The following is a 13726-nucleotide window of genomic DNA, read 5'->3' as shown; positions in this document are numbered from 1 at the left end:
CACAGCGGCCCCGACCGGCGTATACTCCGCCCCCGTTTTCAGCCACCCCGAGGTCCCTTCCATGGCCACCCCGCACCTGGACTACCACCTGCAACTGCTGCATCACCTGCGCACCATCCTGGTTGCCCTGGGCGAAGCCGAGCAGGTGCCAGAAGAAAGCCACGCCCTGTTCCTCGAGCGCTTCGACGAACTGCTGACACTGCTGCCCCAAGACCCTCTGGAGAGTCAGTACCTGGGCCAGGACCTGATCTGCCAGGTCATCCAGCGCTATCCGCAGATCGCTCATCTGGTGCCACGTGACTTACTGTGGTTCTTCGGCGGCGACTGCCTGCACTTCATGCCCGACGATGAGTTGGACTTATATCAGCAGCTCGAAGAACGTCGCCATGAAGCCGAGCAAAATGATGAACCCTTCGACTGGCACCTGGAAAAAAAACTGTTGGCCCTGCCAGGCCAGGGTGACTTGCACTGACCGGCCCAGCCTGATTACGCCTCATGCCCTGCGTGAGGCGTAATTCTCACACCCGGCCGTCACTCAGCAGTTAAACCCCCGCCTCCTTATTTACCCCACCTTGCAAACTATTCTGATTGCAACTCACCCGCACCCCACACGGCCTTCCTTTCCCACTTAAACTTCTTCAGAAAATACAACATAAAAATCTGCATCCGCCTATTTGAAAAAAATAATTGGCAGTCACTGCAATATTCAGTATTGCACATTAAAAACACCCACCCCTACACTTGCAACCGGCGTCACGCCCCAAACTAACCACGCTCGTCAGTTTGCGCATGATTGCCACATACACTCCACTATCAAACCAGAGGTCATTAATGAAGAAGTCTCTTCTCGCGCTTTCGCTCGGCCTGCTTTCGGCAACGGCTATGAATACCGCATTTGCCAACACCGGCATCATCAACTTTGAAGGCAGCATTACTGCCGACACTTGCCCAATTACCATCATCGATCCGGGCAATGGCGCGAGCAATAGCGTAGACATGGGCAGCGTTCCTGCAGCAAGCTTCACCGCCGCCAACCAGGAACGCGTGGGCAAGCGCTTCAACGTCGTAATCCCGGACCAACAGGAATGCAAAGGCACCAGCAACGAAGCCAACGTATTGTTTGCCGGCAGTGCAGACTCAAGCGGTAGTTATTTCGCGATCAAAAGCGGAGCCAATGCTGCAGACAATATTGCCATCGCCATACGCGACAGCAACTCCAACTTGCTGGTTCCTGGCACACAATCGGCGGATATGCCCCTCGCCGCCAGTGGCGACACTGTTATTCCGTTCTATGCCTACTACCGCTCGATTGGCTTCCCCGTCGATGCCGGCGAGGCCAATGCGGATGTGAACTTCACCGTCACCATCAAGTAACACTGAGCACACGTACAACGTTAAGCGTTGTACGCCTGTTTGAATGTCATTGCCAGGCGCGCGCTGCGCCTGGCTCAGGGGGCTACCCACATGCCATTTTCATTGTATCGGGCGCTTCGTGCGCATCCCGCCGTGGCCGCCTGCGCGGCCGTATTCATTCTCGGCATGCCAACTGCAGATAGCCACGCGGCGTTGACCCTGAGCAATACCAGAATCATCCATCAGAGCGACAACCGCAGCACCTCGGTAGTGGTTCGTAACCCGAGCCAACAGACGTACGCGGTACAGGCCTGGATCAACACTGAAGCGGACGACAATGTCAGCGTGGTACCGCTGCTGCCGGCGCCCGCATTATTCCGTCTGGTACCGGGCAACGAACAACTGCTGCAGATCAACGCACTGCCCAACACATTGGCCGAAGACCGCGAATCGCTGTTCTTCCTCAATGTCCAGGAAATCCCGCAGGCCGTTCCTGGCCAAGGCAATGCTTTGAACATTGCCCTGCGCACTCGGCTGAAACTGTTCTACAGGCCCCATCAGCTCAAAGGCACCCCGGCGACCGAGGCTAAAAACCTGCAGTTCTCATTGCGCATGGTCGCAGGTGAGGCTCACTTGCGGGTGCACAACCCCTCCCCTTTCCATATCACGTTCAGCCAGCTCAACCTCGCCGACCCGCAGCAATCCGCCCGCGTGAAAAACCCGGCCATGCTTGCCCCTTTCAGTGGCGAAGACTACGTCGTCAAGGGCATCCAGCCCAGCAGCCAGCTTCAGGCGGAGTTCGGCGTGATCAATGACTTCGGTGGGTTCACCCCATTGCTCAAGCAACCCGTCGCTGCCACCCGTTAACAGCCCCCCGGCAAGGATTCGTCCCAATGATCGTTATCACGCCTAGCTGGCGGGCATCAGGCCGTCAGTGGTATGGCTTTTTGTGCCTGTCAGGTAGCTTGGCCATCTGGACGCCGACCGTTCATGCGCAAAGTACCGCCCCCGTGGAATTCAATGCGGGCTTTTTGCGCCATACCAGTGAGCTTGCCCAAGGCGTATCCAGCGCGATCCTCAACACATTGAGTGAGCATCAGACCCTCGCCGCAGGCCGTTATCGGGTTGATATCCTGGTCAACCTCAACCCAGTAGGCAGCCGCGAACTGGACTTCAGCGCAGACGACAATCAGCAGCTTGCGCCCTGCCTGCCCGCAGCAATGCTCGCCGAGTTCGGTGTCAGGGCAGAGGGTTTGGCCGATGCCAGCCTCAGCAACGCCGCCTGCCTCGACCTCGCAAGGGTCATCCCGGGCGCCACAGTCGATTTCGATAGCAGCACACTGCAAGTGGCGCTTTCCGTCCCGCAAATCGCCATGCGCCGCGGCATCGCCGGCAGCGTCGACCCTGCACGATGGGACAAGGGGATCAACGCTGCGTTCATCAATTACCAGGCATCCACCCTGCAGGGCCGCCATCGCCGCAGCGGGAGCACTGCCAGCAGCGATCTGTACCTGAACACGGGGATCAATCTCGGCGACTGGCGCCTGCGCAGCAGCCAGTCGTGGCGCGATGCCAACGATGGCGAACAGCAGTGGACCCGCACCCAGACCTACGCACAACGGGATATCCCCGGCACCCGCGCCAACCTTACCTTGGGCGAGACCTTTCTCGACAGCGACGTGTTTCGAGGCATCCCGGTCAGCGGTGTACGCATCGCCTCGGACATTGGCATGCTGCCCGACGTACTGCAAAACTATGCCCCGATCATCCGTGGCGTGGCGCAGACGCGGGCGAAACTGGAAGTGTGGCAAAACGGCTACCCGATCTACTCAACCTTCGTCAGCCCAGGCCCCTATGCGATCGATGACCTCAGCACCTCTGGCAGCGGAGAACTGGAGGTTGTCCTGACCGAAGACGACGGCGAGGTAAAGCGCTTCACCCAACCGTACTCCAGCATCGGCAACCTCATGCGCCGGGGCGTATGGCGCTACAGCGCGGCATTCGCCCGTTACAATCCTGCCAGCAGCTTGGACAAGCCATGGCTGGCGCAGGGCACCCTCGCGACAGGTCTGGCGTGGAACACCACCCTGTACGGCGGCCTCATGGCCAGTGAGTATTACCACGCCGCCAACCTGGGTGTGGGCCGGGATTTTGCCGAACTGGGCGCGTTGGCCTTTGACGTTACCCACGCCCGCGCCGAGGTGGATGCCAACACCGGTGCCCAAGTGCAGGGGCTGAGCTACGCACTGAAATACGGCAAGGCCTTTATCACCGGCACTAGCCTGCGCTTTGCCGGCTATCGCTATTCGACCGAAGGCTACCGAGATTTTGACGAAGCGGTAAGCCAACGCGGCCGCGAGGGCCTGTTTCTGGGTAGCCGCCGTAGCCGCATGGAGGCGTCAGTTTACCAGTCGCTGGGCAAACGCCACTCACTGAGCTTGAGCCTGTCGCAGCAGGATTACTGGCAACACAACGACACACAGCGCCAATATCAACTCGGCTTCAATACCCACCTGGCAGGCGTCAGCTGGAACCTGTTCGCTTCACAGTCGTTGTCTGATGCACGTGGCAAGTCCCGGCAACTTGGCCTGAGCCTGTCCATGCCGCTGGAGTTCGGGCGCTCTACCCACGTTGGCTACAACGTCTTCAGCAATGCCAACGGCTACAACCAGCGCGCCTCGCTCAGGGGCAACGAAGAAGGCTACAGCTACAACGCAAGCGTCGGCCAGGATGAACGCTACCGCAACAACGCTGCCCTGACGATCATCCATCAAGGCCCGTATGCCTCGGTCAGCGCAGGCCTGACCGAGGCCAGCGACTATCGCAACTTCTCCTTGAACGCCAGCGGTGCGGTATTGCTGCACGGTGACGGGCTGCTGTTCGGCCCCTACGTGGGGGACACGGCGGCAGTGGTCGAGGTGCCGGCGGTGGCGGGGGTGGGTGTGCAGAACGCGACAGCCGCACAGACCAACCAGGACGGCTACGCCATGATCCCCTACCTGCAACCCTATCGGGTCAATAACCTGGTTTTACAGACCGACCAACTGGGCCCCGAAGTCGAGATCGACAACGGCACCGCGCAAGTCGTACCGCGACGCGGCGCCATCGTCAAACAGCGCTTCGCCGCCCGCCACGTTACCCGCCTGGTGCTGACCCTGCACGACGCCGGTGGCCAGCCGCTGCCATTCGGCGCTCGCCTGCAAGACCGCGACGGCCAGATGCTTGGGCTTATTGGCCAGGGCGGGCGCGTCATGCTGAGCGACGTCGAACAGGCCCAGACCTTGAGCGTGCAATGGGGTGATCAGGCGGATGATAGCTGTGAGTTCGACGTCGACCCGCAGGCCCTCGACAGCACCCAGGGCTACCGCCTGCAAAACCTAACTTGCGCTTGAATGCATCGCACGAGGAAACCGCACACATGAGATCAATCAAGTCCTGGCTGCCCTTGGCCGCGCTCGTGGTCATCATTTGCCAGCACCAGCAGGCACTGGCAAATGAAGTCACGAGTCATTATTGCCATTGGGACAGCAAGCAGCCGAGCGGACCAATGACATTTACCAGAGACTTAGGCACCGTCCACGTGCCGCGCGACGCCAGGGTGGGACGGCTGCTGGGCATCGAGAACAATCAGGCCTTTACCCCCAATCCCGAACGCGCAAGGCTTGTGTGCAATAACGATGGAACGCAGCGCTATACATTCACGTTCAGCGAGATGCAGGCGTTGGTACCGGTGCCAGGTTTTGATGGCCCCGTCATGCCCACCAATGTGCCGGGCATTGGCGCACGGGTGCGCATCGGTAGTCCGTTCAACAACCTCAACGACTCGCACTTCGTCCCGATAGGTGAGCCCTTTGTGCCCTTCCAGGCCGTCCACAACCGGCAGTCATGGCTGACGGAATTCGCGTTCACCCACCTGAGCCACAGGATCACACTCGTGAAAACAGGTGACACACCCCTGGGTATACACAACCTGGATACTCCCCTGTTCAGCGGCCACCTGGATCACCCGAACATCGGCCATGCCTTCATCTACTACCTGAAGGGGCAAATCAGGAATACCGAATGCAGCCTGAGTGGCAGTGGGGTCAGCGCCAACCCGGTGCTGCTGGGCGACTGGGCCACCTCGGACTTCACCGGCGTTGGTTTCGTCACCCGGCCGACGCCCTTCCAGATCGTCCTGAGCGGCTGCCAGATCGACCCGGACCGCAATACCTACGCCACCATCGAATTCGCCGGGGTCAACGGTTCAGTACCCATCGGCCCGCCCAGCGACGGCGTGTTCGGCTTAACCGGGGACTCCGGCGCCGAAGGCGTAGGCATCCGCTTGCTCGGGGACGGCGGCAGCCCGGTGCCTTTGCAGACCGAAGTGGAACTGGTGCCGCTCAACGATGGCACGACCACCCTCAACTTCGCAGCGCAGTTCATTCAGACCAAGCCCAGCAACGCTGTGCGTGCCGGGCTGGCCAAAGGCGCCTTGAACTTCATCGTCCGCTATCGCTAACCTGCCGGGGTTCAACGGGCTGCGCTGGTGGTACCGCTGAGCACGTCTTGCGGGTCGTAGCTATAACTCGCTGACGTTTCAGGCGTCACCACCTGCAGCAGGCGGTTCAGCGAGTCGTAGTGAAACTCGCGCCCCGCCTCGTCGCGCACCAGATTGCCGTTGGCGTCATACGTCAAATCGATGCGTTTCGGGTAATCGTCATGGTCATTGGTGATCGAGCTCAGCTGCACAGGGTCGGTATTGTCGAAGGCGTAGATCGCCTGGTTGCGCCCGTCCGGGAAGAGGGTGATGACCCGGGTGATATTGTCCAGCTCGTCAAAGGAGAAGGACTGTCGAGTGATCGTCTTGCCGTAAGGGTCAACCGGGGCCAGCGGGCTGTCCGGGGTGCAACTGTAGCGGATAAGGCGGCCTCTTCTGTCGTAGTAATATGCCTCGTCACGAAGTACCTCCTCGCCCTCCTTCAGCACACGCTTGGTAATATTATCGATGTCGTCGTAGTGCTGTTCGAGGGTCTGGACAGAATCGCCAAAGTCAAAGGTACGCAACTGCTCGCGTTCGAATGCATCGTAGTGCAGTGAGGTCTTCAAGACCTGCCCACTGAGCATGTCCCGGGTGGTGGTAGTTTCGTTGCGCCCGAAGGCGTCATACGTGAAGTCCGCCTGGATCAACACTTCCAGTTCGGGTTCCTGGTGATGCACCTGGTACGCGGGCACTGGCCCAGATACCGGGCGGCACAGCTGGGTCTGCAGCAAACGGCCGGCAGTGTCGTACTGGTACAGCTGGAGTTGTTCGAGAACATCGGCATACGCCAGGATGCGCCCACGCAGGCTGTAGTCGTAGCTCATGCTGTGGCTCTGTTCATCGTCACGCTGTTCATACTTGACCTGGCCAGTGCTGAAATACTCACGCGTGACTTTCATCTCGGGGGTATCGCAACTGAGCAGGCGGCCATTCTGCGGATCACGCTGATAGTTGGCCGTGACGCCCGACAGGATGCGTTTTTGCGGTTCATCGCTGAGCGCTGGCAGGTATTTATATTCGACCACTTCACCATCGGCGGCGATCATCCGGCTCGGTTGTGCCTGGCCAGGGGCGTATTCGAAGCGTTGCAAGCGCCCACCGGTGGTGGCGCTGGTACGACGCCCCAAGCCGTCGAAGGTCTGTTCACCCAGCAAGATCGCGTTGACCTTGATGCTGATAGGCAGGTCTTCGCGGCTGTGCGGTGCATAAGCACGGTGAACGACATGGGTGTCGGGCAGGGTATGGGCTAGCAAGCGGTCAAAGGCATCGTAGCTGTACTGGTTGACCCGCGGGTCCAAGCCCTGCCCTACGCTTTCCTTGGTCACACGCCCCAGGCCATCGTACTCGTTACGCTGCAGGCTGATCGCCACATCCTCCAGGTCGAAGCGCTCGATACGCACAGGCTTTCCGAACAGGTTCAGCCAGGTGATGGTCGTGCCGGTAATGGCCTGGCTAGCGCAATGTTCTCGCCATTGTGTGATGATCGGCCCGTTGGACTGGGGCGTGCCGACCGGGTCGGTCTGCTCGAAGGTGCTCACCCCGTCTGGCCCGGTCATGCAGTATTGGGCGCCCCAGTCGTCATACTCGAACGTCGTGGTGAGCTCAAGCGTGTCCTGGCCCAGCCAGTCGATTTCAGTTTGCTCGACCATCAAACCAAAGGCATCGTAGCGGGCGCGATAGCTGGGGCGAGACGCACCGTCAAAATCGGGGTTGTCGACATCTTGCCGCTCTTCAGCGATGGCGCGGTTCAGGCCATCGAGACACGAGGTCGTCATGACCTGCTTGACGTCATGTTGCCACTGCATCGCCTGATCGCCTTCATTCGCGCAGAGGCGATATTCGTAACGGCGTGAAGCTTCATAAGGTTTGCCGGGCGCTACCGTTTCGCGAGTGACGCGGCGCAAGGCGTCGTATTCATAACGAATCTCGATGTCGCTTTCGCCCGCCCCCGTCTGGTCTTGGTTGAGCAGCGGCTCGCCAGTGAGCAGCGAATGCTCGAGGTGGATTGTCTTGCTCTCGCCGTCATGGCCGCTAAGCCGCTCTTGCGTCTTCAATACGGTTTCACAGGCATAGGTAGCCGGGGCCTTGGTGTAAACGTATTCAGTGGTGGTCTCGTAAGCCTCCGACACGCCCGGCGAGGACTCGTCGAAATTGCTCACGACCTGCTTGATCACCCTGCCGTGGAGAAAGGCGTCTTCGTCCGCATCGGCATGCTGAAACTGCGTGGTTTCCAGCAGCGCCTGGGAGGAAATATCGGACAATGACTCTTGTTCGACCAGATGCGCAGGTGCGACGCCGCTGCCGCTCAGGGCCGGCAGGGTAAGGTAGCGATACGTGCGGCAAAGCACGGGCGCAAACCCTTTGCCAGTTGCAGCCGGTGTGGTGGTCGTTTGCTTGAGGTGGCGCACGAAGCCTTCCGGGTCGGCCGGATGGCCATCTTCTTCGGCTGCCGAATACCACTGGTTGGTCTGGTTGACACCGGTGGCCTCGGTCTGGGTCAGCAGGTTGCCATGGTTGTCGTAACTGCGGGTAACTCGCTCGGTACGAGGTGGTAGACAACTGCCGTCTAGCGCCCAGCTGCGTACGTCTTCGATCGGCAGCTGACAGGTTGGTGACTGCTGTTCGAAGGGCCTGCCGTCGACCACATGGTAGCGGGTGATGTTCTCCTGTACGTGACCGTTCTGCCGGGTCGTTTCACGGACCATCAGGTGCAGGCGGTTGAAGCGACGCTCAATGACGCGGGCCACACGCCCGCCGATCATTAGCTTTTCATCGGAGCCGTACTCGTAGGCGTCGAGGTAGCTGTACAGGTTGTCGTACCCAGAGGTGTCGTCCCACGGGATCTGTGTGCCACCACCGACGAAGTTGTGAGCACCGGGGTACTCATATTCATGGTCGACAAGCGCCTGCTCAAACCCAGGGTCAACCAGGTAACGGGTGACGCGGGGCAAGGCTGGCCGCCCACTGGCCGGGGGAAATTGGTGGCCGGAGTCGCCATACATCAACTGCTCGTGAGCTCCCGTAGGCGTCCAGGCGTCGCTTACGCACAGGAACCCGCGCACGCTGCTGTAGGCAAAACGCCAACTGGCTCGATCCGCACTGGGCAGTACGATGCTTGAAACGCGCGAGTCAGAGCTGGTCAGGTGAATTTCGTAGGTCGCCAACGGCTCCCCCCCCGCACCCTTCCCGGGTTGCTCCAGCAACGAGACCTTGCCGCCTTGGCGGGTAAGCTTGAACAGCAGCGCGCCATTACCGTCGATGACGCTGTCGAGAATCGGGTGGCGGCTGTCGAACAAGCTGTAAGTTAAATCAAGGCGATGCCCCAAGGGCGACAACAGCGTGGATGTCATCCACACCTGATGGTCGCGGGTGCCTTGCCGAGTAAGAATCTCGACCAGGCCAGAACGGTGCACAACACGTAAATCCGCATCGCCTTCGCGGTACACATGAAAACTGTCTATCTTCTGCTCGCGCAGGGTCATCGGGCTGGTGCCCTGGTCGGTGATCTTGTAGGTTTCGCCGCTACTTAACGCCAGCACCTGGTTGTGGGGGGTGTACTGGGACAGTTGCAAATTCCAGCCCAGGCCATAGCCAGAGTCTTCGCCATTCAACGGGCTGAAAAACAGATTGACCTCGAAGGCAGGGCCCTGCAGGTCATTGCCTTTGATCTCCGGCAACTTGAGCGCCACGGTATATTGACCAGTACGCGAGTCGACACCGCCCTTGACGAAGCTCATAAAGTTGAAGGCATTCGAGTGCACAGAATGTTGAGTAGTCATAACCACCTCATTAACGAGTAGGGATCTCTGCCCGCACGGCCCGATGAGTTACAAGCGCATATACCGTACGCACTGAAATGGCCCACCTTGCCTGGCCTCCGGCACAGCATCTTTACTAATCAGGCGGAGTCCAGGCGCGATAATATTCCTATTCCTCGGATCAAAAGTTGAGAACAGGTCCTCTGCGGAAAATCGCTCACTCGTGACACTGTCAGCGGTCGTCTGCAATGTTGCCCACGTTAACAGACCAATGATGTCAGGCTCAGCACCAACACCACAACTTTCGCCGTACGAGAATTGAAAAAGCCCCGAATTACCCACACCCTCAAATGTAATATGATATGCGCCGTTGGGGCAACCCAATGCTCTGACAATGACTTCATTACTGTAACGCTCTGGCAGGAGAAGGCTGCACGTGGGCCCAGAGGGGTTCCCCTTGCTGTCAGCACCTTGCATTACAATGCGGCCTTGCGCGTTCAAACCTTGTACAACAAGGAGCCCGGCCAGCAACACCCCTACCCTCGATGATCGAACCAGGAAAGTATCTAAAAACATCGTAATTCTCCAATAGTTTTGTCAGGGCTAACGCATCATTTCGCCCGCGTTGGATCCCGGCGTGCCTGAAGCGCCAAACTCACCGTGCACATCGCTAAGGCCGCATAACCCTGATACAACTTAGCTGATCCCACTCTCTGTTCACAACGCGTTTGAATAGCATTTGAACACCTGCGGCAACGATTGGATTATTCATAGGATCGGCGGTCTGAATGTCAGCAACTGCCATCCATCTCGTGGTGGTCGGCTGCTTGATGGTGCGCAGTATAAATACCCAATCACTGCTCCTCGGGCCCATGCGAAGAACACCGCAGGTTCTATGATCCCAAAGTTCCAGAACCGCCCCCGACTCCACATTATTAAATTTGAAGTACTGAGAGTTGATGTGGCACCCCACGTCGTCGAGCCGTTGCGTGATACTGTACTTTTCCGGCAAACTGACCGAGCACTGTTTGCCCGCAGGCGCGCCCCCCTCGAATCGTTCGGCAAAATCAATCGAACCTTGCGCCTGCGCCTTCGACCCCGCCCCTAATAGCCCAAGGGACACGCAAACGAGCAACAAACAAGCATGTGACAATCTGTTGACCATGATGGCGCTCCTGGCATGTCAATATTTCAGATCCAGCGCAACGGTGAGGGTACGGCCCGGTTCAACAAGCGTGGGTTCCACCCGGAGCTGTGTCAGGTAATTACGATTACTCGGTGTGTTGCGCGGCAGGTAGTCGATGCGTCGATAGTGTGAATTGCCCTTGCTGTCGTGCAGCAGTACCACCACGGGCTTGGAAACGAAGTCGCGATTCGGGTCACCCACCGGGTGATAGGGCATGTCGTCGACCCGCACATTGACAATGACCAATGCACCGGTCTCAAAGCCTGTTGCCCCGACCTCCAGGTCGTTCTCACCCCACTTTTGCCTCTGCGACAAGGCCGGCAGGCTCGCGTCGAAGGTCACGTACTGCGGATACCCGCGTTGACGATTATGGAAAATGGAACCTGTGTAACTGAACATCGACTCGCCCACGTACTCGCTCTCCCAACGGATCATCGAGAGGTTGGTCAGTTTGGCGGGCTGCACCTGGTTATTTTCAACAGCCACGAATTCGCAACTGACGAAGTCCGCATAGCGGTATTTGAGTGTCCAGTAGTCGACCGTACGCAAATGGAAATCGAAGTCGTCTTCCTCAGGGTCACCCGGGTTACGCGAACCGCCCGCCACCCGAATGCGCTCGAAACTGTAGTCCTCCGCGCCCTGACGCGGCAGCTCGGCTGCAGTCACCTCCACCGTCGCACGCGGGTCAGAGGTGTCGTTGGAGGAATGCCACTCACCGCTGTCGCTCTGGATGCGCGCATACAATTCACGGCTCTGGCCCACAGACGTTCTGCTGTGCAGGAACAGGCTGGTGGTCCATTGCCGGTCATTGAGCAGCTGCGACCGTTCTGAGTGCGCCGTGTTGGCATTGGCCATGTCGAAGCGGTTACCCGTGAGCCGGACGGCCCAAGGCGTTTCATCCGACGGTTCAATGCCCTCTTGCTGCTCATCGAGGAACGGCACATGCTCAGGCCCTCTTACCAGCATGAGGTTCAGGCTGGCTCGCTCTTCGACACTCAACGGGTAATCCTGCCCATTGGGCGCCGTTTCGATGTACACCTCCAGTTCCAGCTGCTGGTAGCCGTTGGCATACAGCCTGCCGAGCCGCCCGTTGTCCGCACCACCCAAAACTCGCACATTAAACACACTCAACAAGTTCCAGGACGCTTCCTGCGCCATTTCGCTCTGGTTGACCACGCTGTAGCCACTGGCGTACACCACGCCATTGTGAATCAGCTCGCAGACGGCCACGTTGCTCTGGCTGGCACTTTGGTCCGCACTCATGAACAGACCCCGTTCATCGACCTGGCCATCGCCCGCGAGCATCCGCCAACGCCGTGGAATGGCGTCCAGGAAGCGCCCATCGTCGGCCAGTTGCAAGCTGTTGCCGCGCTGCACATGGGCGGCATAGGGAGGGTCTACCGTCAGCAACTGCTGACCATTGACCAGTAACAAGGCCGTTGTCGCCTCAGCGGTGCCCTGCGCCCGCACCTGTTGTGCCACCAGAGAGCGCTGAGCATCACGGGGTGTCGGAACGAACACGGCTTTTTGCCCATCCAGTTCCGCCAGTTCGCCATGGCGAGGTTCGATCAGCTCCCAACTCACCGGCGCCGCATCAGCGCTCCACCCGCTCAGGGCGATGGCCTCTTGTTGGCCAGGTGCGAAACTCGCCACCTGCGGGCAGAGCGTCAGCGCCTCGAACGTCACCAGCGCCCGCAGCGAAGCGACATAAGGACGGTTGGTCACGTCGCTGTCCACCTCGGCGGTGATCACTACGGCCATGCTTTCGCGGCCGATGGCATTGCGTGCCGGGCTGGTATAAAGGCCGCTGCGCGAGTCGATCTCGCCATGGCCTTGCACCGTGTGGCTGGACAGGCTGACCGCACGCCAGCGGCTGGCAGTTACGGGTTTGCCGGCACCGTCATGCAAGGTGAACTGCTGGCGCTGCCCTGCCTCAATGACGACGCCGGCCGGCTCGATACGATAGGTGGTGAGCAGCGGGTCGATATTGCCGAACACCACCAAGTCCAAGGGCGTTTTACGCTCTTTTTCGATAAAGGCGTGGGAGCCTGGGAACAGCAGGCTGCTGAGCACCTCCAGATGCCCATCGCGCACCTGCTCGAGCAAGCGTTGCGCGAGGACCAGCGTTGCCGAGTAGTCGCCATCGGGAATAAGGTAGGGGAAGTCCTCGCCGGGGAAAGCACCGTTCTGGCTGTCGCCAAGCACACGGATGAACACCAGCACCGCACCATCGCCATGGTTTGTCGAGCCGGGAATCCTGGCGCCGGGGGCAGCCTGGGTGCGAAGCACGAAGCTGGCCGGCGAGAGCGGGTCGTAGCCATCGAAGTCGATCATGCCCAGGTCGAAGGCACTGACACGGCCCGGCAAACCCTGGAACCAGGCGTGCAGCGCCGTGACCAGCGCTTCATTGAGCACGGGCTGCTCAGCCAGCAGATTGCAGGCCATTCGCGCGCCCTTGGTCAGGTCGAGGGTAACCCGCCCGCGCCGGTTAACCTCGCCCGCGACATGCTCCAGGTCGATCTCCATCTCAAGGTAAAAACCCATGGCCTCGGTGACGCTGAAGGTGGACAGCAGCACGCCGTTAGCTTGATCAAACGTGGTGCAGCGCCCGCCAACAACAGCGAGTGTAAGCAATGCCCGGGAGTTGCTCAGCGAGGCATTGCTGAAAGACAGCCGAGGCGTACCAAAGTTGATTTTCTCCAGTTTGATTCGATGTTCAGCAGGCGCCGGACTGGCCAGCGATTGGCTGAACGACGGCAGAAAGCGCATCGTGTCCAGCCGCTCGTTGTATTGCTGTTCCAACAAATGATTGAGACGCGAGCGACTGTAAACAGCGACGGCCCCCCAACCCTCGGTTACCGGCCTTTCACTCATCCGCCGGAGCAATTGCTCCTTTGAATTGGCCAT

At 59.4% G+C, this 13726-nt stretch carries 8 protein-coding genes; 5 read left to right on the top strand and 3 right to left on the bottom strand.

Annotation, left to right across the window (positions count from 1 at the left end; translation table 11 throughout):
* The first annotated feature begins 61 nt into the window (after window positions 1-61).
* The 5 genes from HU770_RS14980 (at window position 62) to HU770_RS14960 (ending at window position 5854) form a co-directional block, all read left to right on the top strand.
* The gene (locus tag HU770_RS14980; RefSeq protein ID WP_186653738.1) at window positions 62-472 is read left to right on the top strand and encodes a PA2817 family protein; all 411 of its coding nucleotides are present in this window, start codon (window positions 62-64) and stop codon (window positions 470-472) included.
* A 359-nt stretch (window positions 473-831) separates the two neighbouring features.
* Window positions 832-1374: a fimbrial protein gene (locus HU770_RS14975; RefSeq protein ID WP_186664067.1), complete on the top strand. Its 543-nt coding sequence runs from the start codon at window positions 832-834 to the stop codon at window positions 1372-1374.
* Between the two features lie 90 nt (window positions 1375-1464).
* Window positions 1465-2220, top strand: coding sequence for a molecular chaperone (locus HU770_RS14970; protein WP_186664065.1), 756 nt, complete (start codon window positions 1465-1467; stop codon window positions 2218-2220).
* A gap of 26 nt (window positions 2221-2246) precedes the next feature.
* Window positions 2247-4745: a fimbria/pilus outer membrane usher protein gene (locus tag HU770_RS14965; RefSeq protein WP_186664063.1), complete on the top strand. Its 2499-nt coding sequence runs from the start codon at window positions 2247-2249 to the stop codon at window positions 4743-4745.
* A gap of 26 nt (window positions 4746-4771) precedes the next feature.
* Entirely contained in the window at window positions 4772-5854 is a 1083-nt protein-coding gene (locus HU770_RS14960) for a fimbrial protein (protein ID WP_186664061.1), read from the top strand.
* Between the two features lie 11 nt (window positions 5855-5865).
* On the opposite strand, the gene HU770_RS14955 is transcribed toward HU770_RS14960, so the two are convergent.
* From HU770_RS14955 to HU770_RS14945, 3 genes are all read right to left on the bottom strand, one after another.
* Entirely contained in the window at window positions 5866-9654 is a 3789-nt protein-coding gene (locus HU770_RS14955; protein WP_186664059.1) for an RHS repeat protein, read from the bottom strand.
* Window positions 9655-10303: 649 nt separating this feature from the next.
* The gene (locus HU770_RS14950) at window positions 10304-10798 is read right to left on the bottom strand and encodes a hypothetical protein (RefSeq protein ID WP_186664057.1); all 495 of its coding nucleotides are present in this window, start codon (window positions 10796-10798) and stop codon (window positions 10304-10306) included.
* Window positions 10799-10816: 18 nt separating this feature from the next.
* Window positions 10817-13396: a hypothetical protein gene (locus HU770_RS14945; protein ID WP_186664055.1), complete on the bottom strand. Its 2580-nt coding sequence runs from the start codon at window positions 13394-13396 to the stop codon at window positions 10817-10819.
* Between the last annotated feature and the right edge of the window lie 330 nt (window positions 13397-13726).

The organism is Pseudomonas sp. SWRI68 (genome assembly GCF_014269165.1).
Lineage (GTDB): Bacteria > Pseudomonadota > Gammaproteobacteria > Pseudomonadales > Pseudomonadaceae > Aquipseudomonas > Aquipseudomonas capeferrum.
The sequence above is the reverse complement of the archived record's forward strand: the minus strand, read 5'-3'. Positions and strand labels throughout refer to the sequence as shown.

What these genes read in the sequence shown, in the direction of transcription:
- HU770_RS14975 (WP_186664067.1), top strand. Translation starts at nt 832, where the DNA reads ATGAAGAAGTCTCTTCTCGCGCTTTCGCTCGGCCTGCTTTCGGCAACG.
- HU770_RS14965 (WP_186664063.1), top strand. Translation starts at nt 2,247, where the DNA reads ATGATCGTTATCACGCCTAGCTGGCGGGCATCAGGCCGTCAGTGGTAT.
- HU770_RS14970 (WP_186664065.1), top strand. Translation starts at nt 1,465, where the DNA reads ATGCCATTTTCATTGTATCGGGCGCTTCGTGCGCATCCCGCCGTGGCC.
- HU770_RS14955 (WP_186664059.1), bottom strand. Translation starts at nt 9,654, where the DNA reads ATGACTACTCAACATTCTGTGCACTCGAATGCCTTCAACTTTATGAGC.
- HU770_RS14980 (WP_186653738.1), top strand. Translation starts at nt 62, where the DNA reads ATGGCCACCCCGCACCTGGACTACCACCTGCAACTGCTGCATCACCTG.
- HU770_RS14960 (WP_186664061.1), top strand. Translation starts at nt 4,772, where the DNA reads ATGAGATCAATCAAGTCCTGGCTGCCCTTGGCCGCGCTCGTGGTCATC.
- HU770_RS14950 (WP_186664057.1), bottom strand. Translation starts at nt 10,798, where the DNA reads ATGGTCAACAGATTGTCACATGCTTGTTTGTTGCTCGTTTGCGTGTCC.